The organism is Streptomyces sp. NPDC007917, assembly GCF_042959105.1.
Lineage (GTDB): Bacteria > Actinomycetota > Actinomycetes > Streptomycetales > Streptomycetaceae > Streptomyces.
Map to the genome: position 1 here is coordinate 257,643 of NZ_JBIBKK010000004.1, position 19,471 is coordinate 277,113.

12 protein-coding genes and 3 pseudogenes are annotated in these 19,471 nt (G+C 71.1%); 10 read left to right on the plus strand and 5 right to left on the minus strand.

Features of this window, described 5'->3' with window-relative positions:
- The first annotated feature begins 268 nt into the window (after nt 1-268).
- Nucleotides 269-1,696: a glycoside hydrolase family 43 protein gene (locus ACFZDL_RS09635; protein WP_353589984.1), complete on the plus strand. Its 1,428-nt coding sequence runs from the start codon at nt 269-271 to the stop codon at nt 1,694-1,696.
- A gap of 217 nt (nt 1,697-1,913) precedes the next feature.
- Nucleotides 1,914-3,290 carry a glycoside hydrolase family 43 protein gene (locus ACFZDL_RS09640; RefSeq protein WP_353589985.1) on the plus strand — a complete coding sequence of 459 codons (1,377 nt, stop codon included), beginning with the start codon at nt 1,914-1,916 and terminating at the stop codon, nt 3,288-3,290.
- Nucleotides 3,291-3,692: 402 nt separating this feature from the next.
- Here the strand turns inward: ACFZDL_RS09640 and ACFZDL_RS09645 are convergent, their stop codons facing one another.
- Both ACFZDL_RS09645 and ACFZDL_RS09650 read right to left on the minus strand, forming a co-directional pair.
- A complete protein-coding gene (locus tag ACFZDL_RS09645; protein WP_353590103.1) occupies nt 3,693-5,564 on the minus strand; it encodes a glycoside hydrolase family 9 protein in 1,872 nt (623 codons plus the stop codon).
- A 215-nt stretch (nt 5,565-5,779) separates the two neighbouring features.
- Nucleotides 5,780-6,724 carry a hypothetical protein gene (locus tag ACFZDL_RS09650; RefSeq protein WP_353589986.1) on the minus strand — a complete coding sequence of 315 codons (945 nt, stop codon included), beginning with the start codon at nt 6,722-6,724 and terminating at the stop codon, nt 5,780-5,782.
- Nucleotides 6,725-6,953: 229 nt separating this feature from the next.
- Between ACFZDL_RS09650 and ACFZDL_RS09655 the strand changes: the two genes are divergently transcribed.
- The 3 genes and pseudogenes from ACFZDL_RS09655 to ACFZDL_RS09665 all read left to right on the plus strand — a co-directional run.
- Nucleotides 6,954-7,229 (plus strand): heavy-metal-associated domain-containing protein, encoded by a 276-nt coding sequence (locus ACFZDL_RS09655; RefSeq protein ID WP_353589987.1) that lies wholly within the window; start codon nt 6,954-6,956, stop codon nt 7,227-7,229.
- A 68-nt stretch (nt 7,230-7,297) separates the two neighbouring features.
- Nucleotides 7,298-9,577, plus strand: coding sequence for a heavy metal translocating P-type ATPase (locus ACFZDL_RS09660; RefSeq protein WP_353589988.1), 2,280 nt, complete (start codon nt 7,298-7,300; stop codon nt 9,575-9,577).
- A 185-nt stretch (nt 9,578-9,762) separates the two neighbouring features.
- Nucleotides 9,763-10,078 (plus strand): annotated as a pseudogene (locus ACFZDL_RS09665) (peptidase M55); the annotation flags it as partial.
- A 69-nt stretch (nt 10,079-10,147) separates the two neighbouring features.
- Here ACFZDL_RS09665 and ACFZDL_RS09670 read toward each other — a convergent pair.
- Nucleotides 10,148-11,710, minus strand: a complete 1,563-nt coding sequence (locus ACFZDL_RS09670) for a GMC family oxidoreductase N-terminal domain-containing protein (protein ID WP_353589990.1) — start codon at nt 11,708-11,710, stop codon at nt 10,148-10,150.
- Between the two features lie 243 nt (nt 11,711-11,953).
- Nucleotides 11,954-12,604 carry a GntR family transcriptional regulator gene (locus ACFZDL_RS09675; RefSeq protein ID WP_353589991.1) on the minus strand — a complete coding sequence of 217 codons (651 nt, stop codon included), beginning with the start codon at nt 12,602-12,604 and terminating at the stop codon, nt 11,954-11,956.
- A gap of 153 nt (nt 12,605-12,757) precedes the next feature.
- On the opposite strand from ACFZDL_RS09675, the gene ACFZDL_RS09680 reads away from it, so the two are divergent.
- Nucleotides 12,758-14,368, plus strand: coding sequence for an L-lactate permease (locus ACFZDL_RS09680; protein ID WP_353589992.1), 1,611 nt, complete (start codon nt 12,758-12,760; stop codon nt 14,366-14,368).
- Nucleotides 14,369-14,410: 42 nt separating this feature from the next.
- Complete coding sequence (locus tag ACFZDL_RS09685; RefSeq protein WP_353589993.1) at nt 14,411-15,535, plus strand: glycerate kinase; 1,125 nt, start codon at nt 14,411-14,413, stop codon at nt 15,533-15,535.
- A gap of 99 nt (nt 15,536-15,634) precedes the next feature.
- Here the strand turns inward: ACFZDL_RS09685 and ACFZDL_RS09690 are convergent.
- Nucleotides 15,635-16,708, minus strand: a pseudogene (locus tag ACFZDL_RS09690) (family 43 glycosylhydrolase); the annotation flags it as partial.
- 17 nt (nt 16,709-16,725) lie between these two features.
- Here ACFZDL_RS09690 and ACFZDL_RS09695 point away from each other — a divergent pair.
- The 3 genes and pseudogenes from ACFZDL_RS09695 to ACFZDL_RS09705 all read left to right on the plus strand — a co-directional run.
- Nucleotides 16,726-17,363: pseudogene (locus tag ACFZDL_RS09695) on the plus strand (SGNH/GDSL hydrolase family protein); the annotation flags it as partial.
- A gap of 134 nt (nt 17,364-17,497) precedes the next feature.
- Nucleotides 17,498-18,757, plus strand: coding sequence for a cellulase-like family protein (locus tag ACFZDL_RS09700; RefSeq protein WP_353589994.1), 1,260 nt, complete (start codon nt 17,498-17,500; stop codon nt 18,755-18,757).
- A 306-nt stretch (nt 18,758-19,063) separates the two neighbouring features.
- Nucleotides 19,064-19,447, plus strand: a complete 384-nt coding sequence (locus tag ACFZDL_RS09705) for a hypothetical protein (protein ID WP_353589995.1) — start codon at nt 19,064-19,066, stop codon at nt 19,445-19,447.
- The last annotated feature ends 24 nt before the right edge of the window (nt 19,448-19,471 follow it).

Sequence of the window (19,471 nt, forward strand, 5' to 3'; positions counted from 1 at the left end):
CCACCTGAAACGCCTTCGCGGGCGCTGAGAAGCACAGACACCCGGCCCGCGCCGCAACCGCCCCACCTGGGCGGACGCGCGTGCTCGCGCGCCCTGACCCGCCGTCACCACGACGCCATGGGCGAAGCGGTGAAACCCCGTCGTTCGGATTCCCCTTCCGGCCCGCGCGGTGTCCGGGTCCTGTCCCGCCCACTCCGAGACCAAGTTCCCCCCGCCACCCCACTCTCCCTTCGCCCGGCGGTGGCACCCGCACCCGACAGGAGATCCGATGTCTGCGCTCCGCGCCCGGCTGACGGTGATGTTGCTCGCCGTCTGCCTCCTCTTCACGGGCCAAGCCCTCGCCACACCCCAGCGAGCGGCCGCCGCCGACCCCGGCTACCTGATGGTGCACTTCACCGGGGATTCCGCGACCGGTCAGATGCTGTACCTCGCGCACAGCACGGACGGCCTGCACTGGAGCGACCTCAACGGCGGAGCGCCGATCCTCAACTCGAAGATCGGCACGAAGGGAGTGCGCGACCCCGCACTGGTGCGCTCTCCCGACGGCAGCCGGTACTGGATCATCGCGACCGACCTGTGCGTCCGCTGCGGCTCGACCTACGAGAACGGCAGCCCCAACTTCGTGGTGTGGGAGTCGACGGACCTGGTGACGTGGTCGAAGCCGTGGCTGCTCGGCGCCGCCGGACTGATCCCTGGCGGAAAGAACGCGTGGGCGCCGGAGGCGATCTGGAACCCCGAGACCAACGACTACGTCCTGTACTGGGCGACGAACGCCACGGTCAACGGCATCTTCAAGTACCGCATCTACTCCGCCCGCACCAAGGACTTCCGCACCATCACCACCCCGCAGATCTGGATCGACCCGCCCGGCAGCACCCCGGTCGTCGACACCCAGATGACCGAGGTGCCCGCAGGTACCGGCCCCTACCGCTACCTGCGGGTCTCCGGCGACGGCCAGAACAACGTCGAGGGCAGCAACTCGATCCTGGGGACGTGGACCAACCTCGGCAACCTCGCCAGCATCGGCCTCACCGGCAACGTGGTCGAAGGCCCGGTCTGGATGAAGTTCAGGGATCGCGACGAGTGGGCCCTCTACATCGATTACAACAACCCACAGGGCGTACGCGAGTACAGGCCGATCCTGACCACCAACCCATTCGACGTCAGCACCTACCGGCTGCAGCCGACAACCAGCTACGACGTGGGCGGCACCCCCAAGCGCCACGGCGCGATCATGACCCTCACGGCCGCCGAGGAGAGCCGCGTGCTCGCCCGCTGGCCCAACACCCCTGCCCAGCGAATCCAGTCGTACAACTTCCAGGACCGGTACGTGCGCCAGATCGACTTCGACGTGCGCATCGACCCGAACGTCAGCCCCGTCGAGGACTCCCAGTTCCGGCTCAGGCCCGGCCTGGCGGGCACCGGCACCGTCTCCTTCGAGTCGGTGAACTACCCCGGCTACTTCCTGCGCCACGCCAGCTACGACTTCCAGCTCGCCCTCAACGACGGCAGCAGCCAGTTCGCCGCGGACGCCACCTTCCGGAAGGTCGACGGCCTCGCCGACGCCACCTGGTCGTCGTTCCAGTCGTACAACTTCCCCGACCGCTACATCCGCCACTACGCCTACCAACTGCGCCTCGACCCGATCACCACCGCGACAGCCCGCAGTGACGCCACCTTCCGTGTGACGAACTGACCCGCATCGCCAGGGGTGCCGGCGCCCCCCACGTCCGCACGGCCCTCATGGCGGCACCAAGGCCTGGGACTACACGAGAGCGTGGGCCCAGGACACCAGTTGGCTCACCGCGGCTCCCTGGAGCTGACGAGGGATCGAACCTGTGGGCGGCTCCAGGCCGGGGCCGCCCACAGGTTCTGGATCCGCCCGCACCTTTCCTACGCCCCGGAGGCACCAGATGAGTGCAACACCCCTCCCGTCGCGCCGGCTCTTCCTCGGCATGGCCGCGGCCGTGCCGCTGTCCACCACCGGCGTGCTGACCCTCGGCAGCCGGTCCGCGAGCGCCGCGACGACCTCCCCGTTCGTCATGGCCTACTTCACCCAGTCACCGAGAAACCTCGGCACGGACTACGGCCTGCACCTCGCGGTCAGCACCGACGCGCTGCAATGGATGCCGCTGAACCAGAACAACCCCGTCGTGACCCCGACCGCGGGCGACGGCGGTCTGCGCGACCCCTTCGTCCTGCCCAAGCAGGACGGCACCTTCGTCGTCATGGCGACCAATCTGAAGGGCACCGACTGGACCAAGAAGACCCCGTACATCCACGTCTGGGACTCCGCCGACCTGCGCTCCTTCGACAACTACCGTCTGCTGGAACTGCACGACATGGCCACCCACACCTGGGCGCCCGAAGCCTTCTGGGACCCCTCCCGCGGCCAGTACGCCCTCATCTACTCGGCCGTCAACAGCAGCGGACACAACGTGATCATGGTGAACTACACCACGGACTTCCAGACGGTGACGGCACCGCAGGTCTTCTTCGACCCGGGCTACGACGTCATCGACGGCACCCTGGCCAAGGACGTGAACGGCGCCAACTACCTGTACTTCAAGGGCCGCAACAGCCTGGTGGGTGCGAGGTCCACCTCCCTCGCCCCCGGCAGCTTCACCCAGTTCACCTCGGGCCTGGCGCCGCAGGGAGGCATCGAGGGCCCGATCCTCGCCGAGGCCTCCGGCACCTGGTACCTGTGGGGCGACGCCAACGCGCTCTTCTACACCTGGCAGACCAGCGACCTCTCCACCGGCACCTGGACCGCCACCGACCGGCGCGTCTACACCCAGCCGCTGAACTCCAAGCACGCCACCATCCAGCCGATCCCCCAGACGGTGTACGACAACATGGTCGCCACGTGGGGAAGACCTGCCTGGAACCGGCTGAAGTCCTACAACTTCCCGGACAGATACTGGCGGCAGGTCGATTCCCTCGGCCGCATCGACCCGTACCCGTTCGACCCCTACACCGACTCGCAATGGAAGCTGGTGCCGGGGCTGGCCGACCCCTCCGGCGTCTCCTTCCAGTCCCTCAACCAGCCGACCCGCTATCTGCGGCACTCCTTCTACCAGCTGCGGCTGGACGCCAACGACGGCAGCACGAGGTTCGCCCAGGACGCCACCTTCCACAGGACCGCCGGGCTCGCCGACCCGTCCTGGTCGTCGTTCCGCTCTCACAGCCACCCGGACCGCTACATCCGGCACTTCGATTACGCACTGCGCATCGACCCGATCTCCACCGCCACCGGCAGAGCCGACGCCACGTTCTCCGTCTGGTACTGAGGCGACGCGCACGCTCCGAGTGCGTCCGGCTCGTGGTGGTTCGGGGATGTCGATCTCTTGGCGTGGGCAGCTCTCGGGGAGGGAGGCCGGCAGGTCGGGGGAGGGGGACTCATATGGGTGGCGTTGGCGATTCTCGGGGTGCTGCTCGTGTTCGACGGTGAGGTGCGGGTGCTCGCGGTCGCCGCCGCGGTGCTGCTGCTCCCGTCTGCCCCGCGGCGCCCGGCACGCTCCCCCAAGCTCTTCGAGCAGGGGGTACCCCCACTCGCCACGCCGGGCGAAAGCCCGAGTACGCCCAGTACGAGGACTTCCGCCCGGCGCGCCGAGAGCACGCACGGTTGCCCTCGAGGGCGGCCGCGCCCTGTGCGCGGCCGCCCTCGGCGGTGTGGAGGCCAAGAGGCCGGCTCAGCCCTTGTACGCCATGCCCTTGCCCAGATCGTCGACATACGAGGAGATCCAGGCCAGCGGGGCGTTCCAGTTGATGGTGACCTCGTTGGTGGAGAACGCCATGATGTCGTCGGTGTAGCACATCGCCGGGGCACAGCCCTTGAGCTTCTTCTGGGAAACCGGGTCCTGCAGCCCGGAGTTCGGGCCACCGGCCAGTGTGCCGGGCGCCGGGCTCGGCAGCTTGGAGTCGAGCTGATGCGCCCAGAAGCGGTGGTGCTGGCGGTGCGAAGCCCGCTCGCCGTAGCCCGTGACATAGGACTGGTTGAGCGGGTTCGCGCCCAGCAGATAGTCCATGCCGCGCAGCACCGCGTCACGGTAGCGGGTCTTGCCGGTCAGATCGTGAGCCGTGGCGAGGACGATCATGTTGTTCAGCACCTGGCCGTTGGAGCCCCACTCGTACGCGCCGTCCTTCGGCGCGTACGGCACGCCGTAGTCCGACTTCGCGGAGTACGCGGCGTAGCGGTCGGCGGCCCGGATCACCGTCTGGCGCACCTGGGCGCGCTGCATGGGGGTGAGCTTGCTGTCCACGGTGGCCAGGTCGAGCTGTCCGAGGCCCGCGGTCGAGGCCCAGGACATGGCGCTGGTGCGCGGGAAGATCGCGTCGACGTCGCCGTACAGCGGAGAGTCGAGGACGGCCTGGCGGTAGGTGTTGTCGCCGGTGGTGATGAACAGCTCGGCCGCGGCCCAGTAGAACTCGTCGCTGACGTTGCTGTCGCCGTACGCGCCGCCGCCCGTGGAGTCCTGGTCGCCGGCGAGGATGTTCGGATGTGCCTTGGCTGCGGCCCAGGCGGTCTTGGCCACGTGCAGGCTGCGCGCGGCGAACTGCGGGTCGTAGGGCTTGAAGAGGCGGGCGCTCTGGGCGGCGGTGGCCGCCAGGTTGAGCGTGGCGGCGGTGGACGGCGCGTGCAGCTCACGCTGCTGCTTGTCCTGGTCCGGCCGCGTCGGGAACCCGGTCCACTGCTTGTCGTGCACCTTGTGGAACGCCATACCGGCGAGCGGCTTGCCCTGGGGCACCTGCATGCGCATCAGGAAGTCCATCTCCCACCGGGCCTCGTCGAGGATGTCCGGGATGCCGTTGCCGTGCTCGGGCACCCGGAGCCGGCCGTCGCCCAGTGGCCCCGCGTCGGCGCCCTTGGTGGTGCGGGTGCGCTCGAACTCGGACATCAGCTGGGCCACCGAGATACCGCCGTTGACGACGTACTTGCCCTGGTCGCCGGCGTCGTACCAGCCACCGGAGACATTGCGGCGGTAGTCGCACACGCTCTGCCGGCACGGGACGTCGGTGTCGCCCCGGTGCGGAGCCGCCTTGTCATGACCCGCGGGGCGGGCGTACTTGCCGCCGACGAGACCCGCGTCGATCTTGATGCCGCTGCGGTTCTGGTAGAAGTACTCCAGCGAGTCGCGGCGCAGCGAGCCGTAGAGGTCGTCGCTGATGGAGAACGGCTCGCTCTGCTTCCCGTCGACGTTGATGGTGTATCCCTTGCCCTGGGCGGTGACCTTGCTGAAGTCGAAGGTCTGGACGTTCTGCCCGGAGCTGCGGTCGACGCCCGCGGGCGTGGTGGTCCCGCCGGCCCGCTTGGTGCCGTCGGCGGCCCTGAGGGTCCACGTCAGGGGTTTGGTGGCGCTGGTGACGACGGTGCCCTGCTTGGGCCCGTGGGTCAGATAGCCGACCTGGTTCACCCGCACCGGGGAGCCGGTGTCGAGCTTGGGGCCGGGCTTCTGGGCGCCGGCCGCCCCGGCGCCGTGCGGGGCGCCGCGGTCCACGGCCCCTGCCGCGGGTGCCGTCAGGGCACCCAGCGCCAGGCCCGCGGCGACCGCCGCGCCCAGCATGCGCTGGCGGCGGCCGGTCTGGTCGGGGGCGGGACGTACTCGGGGGGCAGCAGGCATCAAGGCTTCAGCTCTTCCGCAGGGGACAGGGACAACGCGGCGGCGCGGTTGAGGTCACCGCCGCGCTTTTCCGTGCCTCAGAGCCTAGAAAGCCGCCCTGGCCTGCAGCTTCGTACGCTTAGCCGAAATCCGGGTACATCAGTCGGCCGAATTCGATCTCATCCAATTGAGGTATTCCGGGCGGCCTGGACGGTGAAGGCCGCGGTGTGGACCTCGCCCTGGTGCTTGAAGTCCAGGAACAGACGGTATGCGCCAGGGCTCGGCGCCGTCGCCGTGAAGGAGATCCGGGGGCCGGGCTCCGTCCTGCCGTCTCCCGGCTCGCCACCCGGGTGGACGTGCAGATAGCCGAGGTCGCCGGCGCGCAGGGCGACCAGATGGCCATAGGCGCCGAGGTAGGGCTGGAGGTCCCGCACCGGCTTGCCGTTCTTGGTGACGGTCAGCGTCAGCTCGCTGCCCTTGCCCGGCGTCAGCCCGCCGGCCAGCTCGACCTGGTACCCGTCGACGCGGGCCGTGGTGGAGCGCGCGGGCAGCTTCGCCGACTCGTACGCTCCGGAGACGGCCAGGTCGGCGCCGAGTGTGAGCCCTTCCCCGCTCTTGGGCGTGAAGTCGGCGAAGACCCGGTAAGGGCCGGCCTCCGGCAGATCGACGGAGGTGGACCAGGTGCCGTCGGCGGCCCGGGTGGGGTGCAGATGGCGGAAGGTCGCCAGGTCGCGTGAGGCGACGATCAGATGCAGCTCCTTGTCATGCTCACGGTCGTACGCGGTGAGCGGGCGACCGGTGTCCTCCCGCACGATGGCGAAGCGCAGATCGGCGCCCTTGCCGGCCCTCAGGCGCGGGGTCTTCAGGTCGAGGGCGTAGCCCCCTTCGGATATCTGCAGGCCTCCGGGCGGGGCGAGCTCCTGGCCCTTGTCGTGGCCCTGATGTCCTCCGCCGTGTTCGGCCCCCTCGTTTCCCTCTCCCCGCTCGGCATCCGTGTGCCCCTGGTGAGCCGCGCTCGCCGGCTCGGGCGAGATCTCTCCGACCGTGCCGCCCACGCCGTACGCGGTGCCGAAGGTGGCGGCGAGCGCGGCGGCGAACGCGGCGATCCGCAGTCCAGTGTTCATGACACACCCCTTGTCTCCTGGCCGCCCATCCCTGGCGGCCTTCATGCTCACGCGGCCAAGCCGCATATCGACCACGCGGCGGAGCCGCATATTGACACCTAAAGTTACCCCCCGGGGGTATCAAGTCAAGCCCGCTCCATTCTTGCGATGGATACGGGTGGGGGGTATACAAGAGGGCGTCGCCAATACCCCACCCGGGTATCCACTGATCGATGACGGAGGACCACCCATGTCGGACTGCTGCACCCCCGACGGAAGCTGCCACACCACGTCCAGGACCAGCTACCGGGTCGAGGGCGTCGGCAGCGCCCACTGCCAGGGCGTCGTCGCCAGGGCCGTCGGTGCCCTGGACGCCGTCAAGGACGTCGAGGTCGGGATCGGCACCGGACTGGTGACCGTGACGACCGCCGCCGAGCCCGACGCGGCGTTCGACGAGCTGCTCGCCAAGACCGTCGACGAAGCGGGCTACGGCTTCGCCGGCCGCGTGGCCGCCGCGGACGCCTGACTCGTCCCACCCGGGCGGGGCCGCCCAGGCGCGGCCCCGCCCCAGCCCCCCTGCTGCGAGGAGCAGACATGACCACCACCACGCCCGGCGCCGCCGAGGTCGAACTCGCCATCGGCGGCATGACCTGCGCCTCGTGCGCCGCCCGGATCGAGAAGAAGCTCAACCGCATGGACGGGGTCGAGGCCACCGTCAACTACGCCACCGAGAAGGCGAAGGTCACCTTCCGGGAGGACATCGCCGTCGACGACCTGATCGCCACCGTCGAGGCCACCGGCTACACCGCGCGGGAACCCGAGCCCGAGCCCGACCCCGTACGCACCGGATCGGCGCCCGACGAGGAGGTGGAAGGGGAGGCGGCACTCGACGAACTGCGGCCGCTGCGCCAGCGGTTGACCACGGCCGTCGTGCTGGCCGTCCCCGTGATCGCGACGGCCATGGTCCCGGCCCTCCAGTTCGACTACTGGCAGTGGCTGTCGCTGACGCTGGCGGCCCCCGTGGTGACCTACGCCGCCTGGCCCTTCCACAAGGCCGCCTGGACCAACGCCCGGCACGGCGCCGCCACCATGGACACCCTGATCTCCGTCGGCACGGCCGCGGCGTTCCTGTGGTCGCTGTGGGCCCTGTTCTTCGGCACGGCCGGTACGCCCGGCATGACCCACCCCTTCGAGTTCACCATCGCCCGCAGCGACGGGGCCGGGAACATCTACCTGGAGGCCGCGGCCGGCGTCACCGCCTTCATCCTGGCCGGACGCTACTTCGAGGCACGGTCGAAGCGTAAGGCGGGCGCGGCGCTGAAGGCGCTCATGGAGCTCGGGGCCAAGGAGGTCACCGTCCTGCGCGGCGGCCGCGAGGAGCTGATCCCGGTCGGCGAACTCAGGACCGGCGACCGGTTCCTGGTCCGCCCCGGCGAGAAGATCGCCACGGACGGCACGGTCGTCGAGGGCTCGTCCGCGGTCGACGCCTCCATGCTGACCGGGGAATCCGTCCCCGTCGAGGTCGGCGAGGGCGACAGCGTCACCGGCGCCACGCTCAACGCGGGGGGCCGCCTGGTCGTCGAGGCCACCCGGGTCGGCGCCGACACCCAGCTCGCCCGCATGGCCAAGCTGGTGGAGGACGCGCAGAACGGCAAGGCCGCCGCCCAGCGGCTCGCCGACAAGATCTCCGCCGTCTTCGTCCCGGTCGTCATCGCGCTCGCGCTCGGCACCCTGGGCTTCTGGCTCGGCAACGGCGCCGGCCTGACCGCCGCCTTCACCGCCGCCGTCGCCGTCCTCATCATCGCCTGCCCCTGCGCCCTGGGCCTGGCCACCCCGACCGCGCTCATGGTCGGCACCGGCCGCGGCGCCCAGCTGGGCATCCTCATCAAGGGCCCTGAGGTCCTGGAGACCACGCGCAAGGTCGACACCATCGTCCTGGACAAGACCGGCACCGTCACCACCGGCCGGATGACCCTGCTCGCCGTCCACACCGCGAGGGGCACCAGCGACACGGACGTCCTGCGGCTCGCGGGCGCCCTGGAGCACTCCTCGGAGCACCCCATCGCCCAGGCCGTCGCCGCCGGCGCCACCGCCCGGGTGGGCACCCTCCCCTCCCCCGAGGACTTCGTGAACGTCCCAGGTCTGGGCGTCCAGGGCGTCGTCGAGGGACACGCCGTCCTCGTCGGCCGCGAAAAGCTCCTGGCCGAATGGGCCATCTCGCTGCCCACCGAGCTGGAGCGCGCCAAGGCCGCGGCCGAAGCCACCGGGCGCACGGCCATCGCGGTCGCCTGGGACGGCGAGGCCCGCGCCGTCCTGGAGGTGGCGGACGCCATCAAGGACACGAGCCCGGAAGCCATCAGGCGGCTGCGCGCCCTCGGTCTCACCCCCTTCCTGCTGACCGGCGACAACACGACCGTCGCCGAGGCGGTCGCCGCGGAGGTGGGCATCGCGCCCGAGCACGTGATCGCCGAGGTCATGCCGCAGGACAAGGTGGCCATGGTGAAGCGCCTGCAGGGCGAGGGCCGTTCGGTGGCGATGGTCGGCGACGGCGTCAACGACGCCGCCGCACTCGCCCAGGCCGACCTCGGGCTGGCCATGGGCACCGGCACCGACGCCGCCATCGAGGCGGGCGATCTGACCCTGGTGCGCGGCGACCTCAGGGCAGCGGCGGACGCCATCCGCCTCTCCCGCAAGACCCTGGGCACCATCAGGTCCAACCTCTTCTGGGCCTTCGCCTACAACGTCGCCGCCCTCCCGCTCGCGGCCTCCGGACTCCTCAACCCGATGATCGCCGGAGCCGCCATGGCCTTCTCCTCCGTCTTCGTGGTCGGCAACAGCCTCCGGCTGCGCGGCTTCCAGCCGACCGACGCGTGAGCCGAGGACGATGAGCCCCCGGCGGTGGCCGCCCGGCCGCCGCCGGGGGCACCGGAGGAGGGATCGCAGTCGTCTCCCCCGTGATCAAGTGTGAGGAGCGTGCGACGTGCGGATCTACTTCAGCGTGGACATGGAGGGCGTCACGGGGCTCGTCGACGCTGACGATGTCCAGCCGGGCGGGCGGGCTGAACGGCCGGCCCGTGGGCGAGATCGGCCTCGCCCATGCCACCGCGGCGGCCATCGGCGTCCCGATCGAGGAAACGGTCGCCGCCCGCCCTCCGCGCACCGCGGACGCCTCAGCCGGCGGCATCGGCCCCGGCCACCCTCGCCGTCCGCTGGCAGTCGGCCTCGGTGGCCGCCACCCTCCTGGGCACCCCCGGGGTCACCTCGACGGACACGCGCACCGTCCAGGCGCAGGGCGCGCTGCCCGGCCTGTACCGGCTCTTCGTTGTCTGGATGCGGGTGGCGGCATCGCTGACCAACCAGCAACCGTACTGCTGACCGGAGCCGCTGGCCGGGCCCCGTCGTCGCGTCAGGTGGTGGCCCGCGGCCGAGGTGGCACGAGCCGGACTACAGGTGCTGCCCGACCCCCCGGATGAGGTCGGCCGCCTTCTCCGCGGCCATGATGACGGGCGCGTTGGTGTTCCCCCTCGGCACCGTCGGGAACACCGAGGCGTCGACGACCCGCAGGCCCGCCACGTCCAGTACGCGCAGCTCGGGGTCGACCACCGAGCCGATGGCGCAGGTGGAGGTCGGGTGGTAGAGCGTCTGCCCGACCCGCTGCGCGAAGGCGAGGAGTTCCGCGTCGGAGTGCGAGTCCGGAACCTCGAAGGGGCCGCTGATCACCTGGGTCAGAGCGTCCTGCGCCGCGATCCGCAGGGCGATGCGCATACCGCTGACGATGCAGTCCCGGTCCTCGGCCGTCGTCAGGTAGTTGTGCGTGATCCGGGGTGCGGCGTCCGGGCGCGGGGAGCGCAGGGTCACCTGGCCGCGGCTGGTCGGGGCGAGGACGCACGGGCCGAACGCGAGGCCGTGTTCGGTGACGGGGCCGAGCCCTTCCTGGTGGAACAGCACCGGAGCCATGTGGAACTGCACATCCGGCACCTCCAGTCCGTCACGGCTGCCGAAGAAGCCGCCGGCCTCGCCTATGTTGCTCGTCAGCGGGCCGCGCCGCTCGCTCTCGAACAGCAGGGCGTTCTCCGGGCTCGCCGCGCTCATCAGGGATTCGACGTCGGTACGGAAGTTCAGCAGCGCCATGTAGTGGTCCTGCAGGCCCTGGCCCACCGGAAGGTCTCGCACCACGTCGATGCCGAAGGCCGACAGCGTGGCGGCGGGCCCGATCCCGGAGAGCATCAGCAGCTTCGGCGACTCGTAGGTGCCCGCGGACAGGATCACCTCACGGTCGGCGCGGACCACTTCGACCGTGCCGTTCCGGTCCAGTTCCACCCCTGTCGCCCGGCCGCCCTCGATCACCACGCGGTGGGCCCGGGCCGCCCCGAGCAGGGTGAGGTTCGGGCGCCCCAGGGCCGGGTGCAGATAGGCCACGGCCGCGCTGCAGCGCATACCGCCGCGCTGGGTCAGCTGAAACCGTCCGACGCCGAACTGCGTCTCGCCGTTGAAGTCCTCGTTCCGCTGGTATCCCGCTTCCTCAGCGGCCTGGAGGAACGCCGTGGTGAGCGGATGGTGGGACCTGCCGTCGCTGACCGTCAGCGGACCGCCCACCGAGTGGAAGGCGTCCTCACCGCGCTGGTTGTCCTCCGAGCGCCGGAAGTACGGCAGCACATCGGCGTACGACCATCCGGTGGCCCCGGCCGCGGCCCAGCCGTCGTAGTCGGCGCGGTTGCCGCGCATGTAGATCATCGAGTTGATCGAGCTGCAGCCCCCGAGCACCTTGCCCCGGGGCAGATAGGTCCGCCGGCCCCCGATCCCCGGCTCCGGGTCGGTGTCGAGGTCCCAGTCGACCTCGCTCTTGAAGAGCTGGGGGTAGGCGGCCGGGATGTGGATCTCCTGGGCGGTGTCGGGGCCGCCGGTCTCGATCAACGCCACCCGGACGTCGGGGTCTTCCGTCAGCCGCGCCGCCAGCACACAGCCCGCGGATCCGGCGCCGACGACGACATAGTCGTAACTGTTCATCCATTCTCCCTGCCTGACGAGTGCGCTGATTGCGCGAACGCCCCATGACGGTCGCGACGAGGCCACGCTGACCTGGTGGTTCGCCCCTCAACGCTATATGGGTCCCCGGGGGCGTGGGTTCAGCTCTCGAAGGCGGCGCGCAGCGCCCGGGCGAAATCGGTCGGATGCGTCGGAAAACCCACGCGTCCGCGCGGGAACTCCGCGATGGGGGCGCCGACTTGTTCCGACCTTCTACCGCCCGGATCAGTCCAGTCGCGCGCGGAGTTGTGCGCAGGCCCGGTCCAGGTGGGAGGCGAGGGCCCGGTCCGCCCGGTCGGTGTCGCCGTCGGCGACGGCGTCCAGGATGTCCTGGTGCTCCTCGGCGATCTCGGCGATGCGCAGCAGCTTGTACGTCTGGACCTGGGCCATGCACAGCCGCATCTCGGCCATGACCGAGGCATGGAGGCGGCTGAGGCGCGGGCTGCCGAGCTCGTCGACGAGCGAGCGGTGGAAACGTACGTCGGGCTCGACCGCGGCGATGGTGGAGTCGTCCGCCTCCGCCAGTTTGCGGATCTCCACCTGGGCCGAGACGGCGGCGGGGGGCACCGACCGCCGCTGGGCCAGCTCGCGCATGACCTGGCGTTCCACACAGGCGCGGGTGAAGTACAGGTCGGCGATGTCGTCGGCGTCGAAGACCGGCACCCGGGCGCTTTTGTGGGCGTCCCGGCGCAGCAGGCCCTCGCCGGTCAGCCGCTCGATGGCCGCTTTGGCGGTGGGGCGAGCCACCTCGTACTGCCCCGCGACCTCGGTCTCCGTGAGCGCCGTCCCACCGGCGATCCGCCCGTCGAGGATCTGCTCGCGCAGCTCGACGACGAGCGCGTCGATCAGGGATGTCGCCTTCAGGCGACTCGCCATCACGCCTCCCGCGGGATGAGTCGGACTCAACCAGACCACCCCCAAATTACCACACGTGAATCCTTGACTGCCCGGAATACTTGTCTTACAAGTTAGGGACTCGCCATGGCCTTGACGCTCCAGGCGGCTCCGCTCGCCGCACCGGGAGGTTCGATGTACCGACAAGTCCTTGACCCCCTGGCCGGGTCGCTGTTCTGGTCCGCGCTCTGCGCGGCGGTGCCCCTGCTCGCCCTGTTCGTACTGCTCGGCGTCTTCCAGGTCAGAGCCCAGATCGCGGCGCTGACCTCGCTGGTCCTCTCGCTGGCCCTCGCCGTGGCGGTCTGGGAGATGCCTTTGACGCAGGCCTTGTCCGGAGCGGTCGAAGGCGGCTTCTACGGGCTCTTTCCCATCATGTGGATCCTGGTGAACGCGCTGTGGATCTATCGCATGACCGAGATCACCGGATGGTTCGCCGTGCTGCGGCGGTCCTTCCGCACCATCTCCTCCGATCAGCGCGTCCAGGGCATCGTGATCGCCTTCTGCTTCGGAGCGCTGATCGAGGCGCTGGCCGGCTTCGGCGCCCCCGTGGCGATCACCGCGGTCATGCTGATCACCGTCGGCATCGCTCCCATCAGGGCGGCGACCGTCGCGCTGGTGGCCAATACGGCGCCAGTCGCGTTCGGCAGCATGGCGGTGCCGCTGACCACGCTCGCCGGTGTGACCGGTCTGCCGCTGGACGACCTCGGTGCGATGGCGGGACGGCAGACGCCGTTGATAGCCGCGTTCATCCCGCTGCTGCTGGTGTTCCTGCTGGACGGCCGACGCGGCGTTCGGGAGACCTGGCCGGTGGCGGTGGTCGCGGGACTGACCTTCGGCTGCGCCCAGTTCGTCGCCGCCAACTACATCAGCGTCGAGACCACCGACATCATCGCGGGCGTGGTCACCCTGGCGACGGTGCTCGGATTCATGCGGATCTGGCAGCCGCGTACGGTACGGCAGGACCTCCAGGCACCCGCCGAGGCCGACTCCGAGGAGCGCGAGGGCAGTGGCAGTGCCGCTATGTCTTTCGCCCCGTACCTCATCATCTGCGCGCTCTTCGCGCTCACCCAGACCGGGCCCGTCAAGGAGTGGCTGGCCGAGCACGGCGTCGCCCAGTTCACCTGGCCCGGTCTGGATGTCGAGTCCCCCGGTGGCGAACCCGCCGCCGCCATGACCTTCAAACTGGAACACCTCAAGGCGGCGGGCACCGTGCTGCTGGCCGCCGGTCTGCTCACCATGGCGCTCTACCGGGTCGGGCCCGGCCGCGCGGTGCGGGCGTACGGAGCCACGCTGCGCCAACTCCGCTGGACCGTCGTCACGGTGGCGTCGGTGCTCGCCCTGGCGTGGGTCATGAACCTCTCCGGCCAGACCGCGACCCTGGGCACCGCGCTGGCCCAGACCGGCGCCGCCTTCGCCCTGTTCTCCCCGATCGTGGGGTGGCTGGGCGTCGCGGTGACCGGATCCGACACCTCGGCCAACTCGCTGTTCGGGGTGCTCCAGGTGACCGCGGCGCGGGAGACCGGACTGGACCCCGTGCTCCTCGCGGCCGCCAACTCCACCGGCGGCGTGCTCGGAAAGATGCTGTCGCCACAGAACCTGGCCGTCGCCGCCGCGGCGATCGGCATGGCCGGCAGCGAGGGCACGATCTTCCGCAAGGTGATCGGCTGGAGCCTGGGGCTCCTCGCCGGCTTCGCACTCCTCATCTATCTGCAGTCGACTCCGGTCCTGGGCTGGATGACCGTCTGACCGCGAGAACCGCGGCGGGAAAACGCAACGAAAGGAACCCCCATGCGCGTTGTCTGCGCTCCGGACAAGCTGCGCGGCTCACTGGACGCCGCCCAAGCGGCCGCCGCCCTCGCCGCCGGCGTCCGCGCGGCCGGCGGCACCGCCGTCGAGCATCCGCTCGCCGACGGCGGGGAGGGCTCACGGCACACCGTGCAGACCGCGCGTGGCGGCGCGGTTGTCGACATCGACGCCGTCGACGCGCTCGGCCGCCCGGCAAGGACGCGCTTCGGCCGCCTGGACGACGGGACCGCGGTCGTCGAGGCGGCCGAGGCGGTCGGCTGGGATTCGGCGGCCACCGCGGAGCACGATGTGATGCGCGCCTCCAGCGCCGGCCTGGCCGCTCCGATCCTCGCGGCGGTACGGCAGGGAGCGCGCCGGATCATCGTCTTCCTGGGCGGAACGGTGACCATGGACGGCGGAACGGGAATGCTCGCCTCCCTCGGGGCCCAGATCCTCGACGCCGACGGGAAGCCGCTCGCGGGCAGCGGCGCCGACCTGAGCCGCGTCCACTCGGTGGACCTCGCCCCGGCGCGCCGCGCGCTCGCCGGCGTCGAACTGGTCGCCGCGGCCGATGTCCTCAGCCCCCTCTTCGGGCCCGAGGGCGCCGCGCATGTCTTCGGACCCCAGAAGGGCGCCACCCCGCCCATGGTCGAACTCCTCGACGGCGGGCTGCGACGGCTCGCCCCCCTGCTCGGAGCCGGATCGGCAGCGGGCGGCGGCGCCGCCGGCGGCCTCGGGGCCGCGCTGCTCGCGCTGGGGGCCGACCTGGTGCCGGGTGCGGCACTGGTCCGGCGGTTGACCCGCTTCGACGAGCAGCTGGCCACGGCGGATCTCTGCCTGACGGCGGAGGGGAAGGTGGACGCGGGGACGGACGCGGGCAAGACCGTCGCAGCGGTGGTGAGCGCCTGCGCGGACGCCACCGTTCCGTGTGTCGTACTCGGCGGGACGATCACCCCGGAGGCCGACCGCCTCTATGGGCGCGGCGCCACCGCGGTCCTGCCCATCGGCGCCGGTCCCCGCGATCTCGACACCGCCCTGCGGCACGCCGCCGACGACCTCACCAGGACCGCCTACGCCGTGTGCCGCCTCGCCATGGCCCAGTCCCGCCGGCAGGACGCCCTGGTGTGACGGGAGCCCTCCGCGCCCGGCCCGGAGCGGGGCCGGGCGCGGTTCGCATGGCTCATGGACCCGGCCGGACCCGGAACCAGTCGAATGCCGCCACCTCCCTCAGGCCGCCGCTTCCCTCAGGCCGCCATGTTCCGTCAGGCCGCCCGCACCGGGAGTCTCCGGCCGCGTGGCGAAGAGTCCCACCGTCGCCCCGATCCACTTGCCCGCCGTCGCCTGGAACGGCGCGCCGAGCGGAGTGAACCCATGTCCGTCCACGTCGGCCGCGAATTGGCACACCGCTCCGGGGCCCACGCTCACCCGCAGCCGTACCGCCGCGCGCCGCCCGCCCAGCGCCACCGGCGTGACGGCGTCCACCTCGGCGGCGTCCTTGGCCGCGGTGCGATACGCCAGGACGATCCGGTCCCCGTCGTGGCGCAGGCCCGCCCAGGCATAGCTCTCACCCAGCATGACGAGTCCGGCCCGGGCCCCGGCGGTCCTGGCGGACAGCGTCATCGAGGTCGTCGCGACAAAGGATTCGGCGGGCAGCCGCTGGCCCAGCACATTGGGCAGCAGCCGCAGATCATGGGTGACCTGGGCCCGGCCACAGGCCCGCGGCTTGGTGTGCACCGGCACCGGGGTCCCCCGGCCGCTGCCGTCGTCGGCGCCCATCACCGGCCACCCGTCGGCGCGCCGGCACATCGGCTGCAGATGCACCACCCGGCCATAGGCCCCGCGGTCCTGGAAGTGCAGGAACCAGTCCTCGCCGCCGGCAGTGCTCACCCAGGCCCCCTGGTGCGGTCCGTTGACAGGGGTATCGCCCTGGGCCAGCACGATGCGATCCTCGTACGGGCCGTCAATGGCGCGGGAGCGGAACGCCGACTGCCAGCCGTTGGTGACCCCGCCGGCCGGGGCGAAGATCCAGTACCAGCCGTCCCGCTTGTAGAGCTTCGGCCCCTCCAGTGTGGTGCAGCCGGGCAGGTCGTCGCCGTTGACCACGATCCGGCCCTCGTCGAGCAGGCCCCTCCCGTCCGGGCTCATACGGTGCAGCGTCAGCCGGTTGTTGATGCCGCTGCGGCTCTTCGCCCCGGCGTGGATGAGATAGGCCTGACCGTCGTCGTCCCACAGCGGACACGGATCGATCAGCCCTTTGCCCGGCTTGACCGGGTGCGGCTTGCTCCACGGCCCCCGAGGATCACAGCCCGAGCACCCCGGGCAGCGTGGTCACGCTCGGCGACTCCATCACCGACGGATCAGGGTCGACGGCGAGCGCCAACCGCCGCTGGCCCGACAGTCTGGCCGCGCGGCTGCGCGAACTGCCCCCGCGCCACCGGCTGGGCGTGCTCAACGCCGGCATCTCGGGCAACCGCGTACTGCTGGACGGCACCGGGCCCAGCGCCCTGTCCCGGCTGGACGCGGACGTGTTCTCCCGCAGCGGGGTGCGCGCCCTCATCGTGATGGAGGGCATCAACGACATCAAGGGCAACCCCAACCAGACCGACCCCGCGGCCTTCGCGGACGCCTACCGCCGCATCGCCGAGCAGGCCCACGCGCGCGGTATCCGGGTCATCGGCGGCACGATCACCCCGTACGGCGGCAACGGCGGCTACACCGAGGCCCGCGAGAGCGTGCGGCAAGCCGTGAACGAGTTCATCAGGAGCAGCGGCACCTTCGACGCGGTGGTGGACTTCGAGCCGTGGTCCGCGACCCCGCCGACCCGCACCGCATCCTCCCCGCCTACGACACGGGCGACCATCTGCACTTCAACGACGCGGGGCTGCAGACGATGGCCGACGCCGTCGACCTGGCCGAACTGCGGGTCCGTACCCCGTCTCCACGCGCCACCGGATGACACCGGAGTCCAGGATGTTCCAGGCGGCCCGCCGGCGCACAACGGCGTGGGCATTAATTATGGATACATCTTGACACCCTTCCGGTGCCCGCCGACGATGAACCGGACCCCTCCTACCGAAAGGCCGGTTGCCCGTGCCCGTCGCGCCGCCCGACCACCTGCCGGAGAAACTGACCATCTCCCTGTGGGACTTCAGCTGGTACACCCGTACCGGACCAGGGGAGCCCTTCGCCGACCTCGACCGGGCCTTCGCGGAGGCCGTGGCGCGCGGGTACAACACCGTGCGCATCTGTGCCATGCCCTTTCTGCTCTTCCGCTCCGGGCTCGACACCGGCAGACTCCGGCTGGGGCCGCTGGGCGGCGGGTACGGGCAGCGCACCCGGTGGTACGACGTGGGCGGCAGCACCGAGATCGACGGCCGCGCCCATCTGCGCGCGCTGTTCGAGGCGGCCCGCCGGCACGGCTGCTTCATCATCCTCTCCAGCTGGGAGTACCAGCAGAGCCCGTCGTTCGGCGGCGACCGCTCCTGGTACGACGCCCTGATGGCCGTCGATCCCGAGCGGCGCGCCGAAGCCCTCGCCGACGCGCTGGCGGACCTCATCGACTTCCTCGCCGCGGCCGGGCTCGACGACCGGATCGCCTTCACCGAGTTGCACAACGAGGTCCAGGGCGGCCGGCTCACCCAGGGGCTGACCGGCCCGGACACCGTGGTCGCGCTGCGCCCGCGCCTGGAGCGCGGGCTCGCCCGGTTCCGGGAGCGCCACCCCGACCGGCCGGTCACCGTCAACTACGCCAAGGTCCCGGTCGGATCGCTGCGCGGCGTCCCGCGCGACATCGACGTCGCCGTCTTCCACCCGTATGTCTACGGGGTGCTCGACGACCTCATCGACGCCTTCGCCCTGCGCGACCGGGCCCGCCCCTTCCCGCAGGACTTCGCCCGGCAGCACCTGCTGCGCCCTGACGCCCCGGACCTGGCCGACTGGGCGCCGCCCGCCGACGACCTGTGGCGGCTCGACGCCACCCTCGTCGGCCGTGAGATCTACGCGCACGACTGGTGCGATCCGGCCAAGTGGGACGCCTATCTGTACGAGCGCTACGCCGTGCACCGCCTGGCGATGGAGCAGCGGCTGATCACCTGGATCGAGGCCGCCGCCGACTGGGCGGCCGGGGCAGGAGTCCCCCTGGTCTTCGGCGAGGGCTGGATCGGCTACACCCCGTTGCACGGCACCTTCGAGGAGGGCCCGGTCGGAGCCGCGTTCTGCCGCCGCGCGGTGGCCGAGTCCGCCCGGGTCGGCGCCTGGGGGACGGTCGTATGCTCCAACGCCGCGCCGCACCACCCGATGTGGCAGGACCTCACGCTGCAGCGGGAGTGCAACGCCCTGCTGCTCGGCTGAACCGCGCCGCCGCCGCGCATGCGAATGCGTGTTCAGCAGTGGCGGGGCGCCCACGGCGCTAACCTACGTACCCTGTCGTGCGCACAACGGGGTGAGGGGCCCGGTGCGGGGATCGGGGAAACCATGGTCTGGACCGAGCGCATCGCGCCGGACGACCACTGACGGGCCCATCTGGCAGACCCCTCGCGATGGCAACGATGAAGCGACCAGGACTGGCCCGAAGGATCTGGCGGGTCCGTCCCATCAGATTCGCGCTGGTAGGGATGGTGTGCTTCATCGTCCTTCCGGTGGGGTTGCATAGCGGTCATGAACGCCGTGTCGGGAGAGTGCGAGAGGACCAGTCCCGACGTGGCCTCGTACGACCTGCCCGGGACGTACCGGGGCCCCGACGGCATGCGGATCACCGTCGGGCGCCGTGTCCAGGTGAAGAACTGGCCTTACGACCTGTCCCTCGGGGAGGACGACGAACGACGCTTCGACGGCCGGGGGAGCTGGTACTACGACACCGGCACCGCCGTCCCCGGCGAGGAGGGGTTCGGGATCGTCGAGCTGACCTTCTCGCAGGGCAGCCCCGCGGACGATGTGCCCCACGAGAGCCAGGAGTTGCCGGTCGGCGGCACCCCCGCGGATCCGGTCCTGTTCCGCCAGGTGGACCCCGACAACTGCCCCGATCCGGTGTTCCGGCGGTAGCCGCGGACCACCGGACCGGACGGG

What these genes read in the sequence shown, in the direction of transcription:
- ACFZDL_RS09705 (WP_353589995.1), top strand. Translation starts at nt 19,064, where the DNA reads ATGAACGCCGTGTCGGGAGAGTGCGAGAGGACCAGTCCCGACGTGGCC.
- ACFZDL_RS09645 (WP_353590103.1), bottom strand. Translation starts at nt 5,564, where the DNA reads ATGCTGGGCGCGGCGGTCGCCGCGGGCCTGGCGCTGGGTGCCCTGACG.
- ACFZDL_RS09640 (WP_353589985.1), top strand. Translation starts at nt 1,914, where the DNA reads ATGAGTGCAACACCCCTCCCGTCGCGCCGGCTCTTCCTCGGCATGGCC.
- ACFZDL_RS09650 (WP_353589986.1), bottom strand. Translation starts at nt 6,724, where the DNA reads ATGAACACTGGACTGCGGATCGCCGCGTTCGCCGCCGCGCTCGCCGCC.
- ACFZDL_RS09660 (WP_353589988.1), top strand. Translation starts at nt 7,298, where the DNA reads ATGACCACCACCACGCCCGGCGCCGCCGAGGTCGAACTCGCCATCGGC.
- ACFZDL_RS09675 (WP_353589991.1), bottom strand. Translation starts at nt 12,604, where the DNA reads ATGGCGAGTCGCCTGAAGGCGACATCCCTGATCGACGCGCTCGTCGTC.
- ACFZDL_RS09635 (WP_353589984.1), top strand. Translation starts at nt 269, where the DNA reads ATGTCTGCGCTCCGCGCCCGGCTGACGGTGATGTTGCTCGCCGTCTGC.
- ACFZDL_RS09680 (WP_353589992.1), top strand. Translation starts at nt 12,758, where the DNA reads ATGTACCGACAAGTCCTTGACCCCCTGGCCGGGTCGCTGTTCTGGTCC.
- ACFZDL_RS09670 (WP_353589990.1), bottom strand. Translation starts at nt 11,710, where the DNA reads ATGAACAGTTACGACTATGTCGTCGTCGGCGCCGGATCCGCGGGCTGT.
- ACFZDL_RS09685 (WP_353589993.1), top strand. Translation starts at nt 14,411, where the DNA reads ATGCGCGTTGTCTGCGCTCCGGACAAGCTGCGCGGCTCACTGGACGCC.
- ACFZDL_RS09655 (WP_353589987.1), top strand. Translation starts at nt 6,954, where the DNA reads ATGTCGGACTGCTGCACCCCCGACGGAAGCTGCCACACCACGTCCAGG.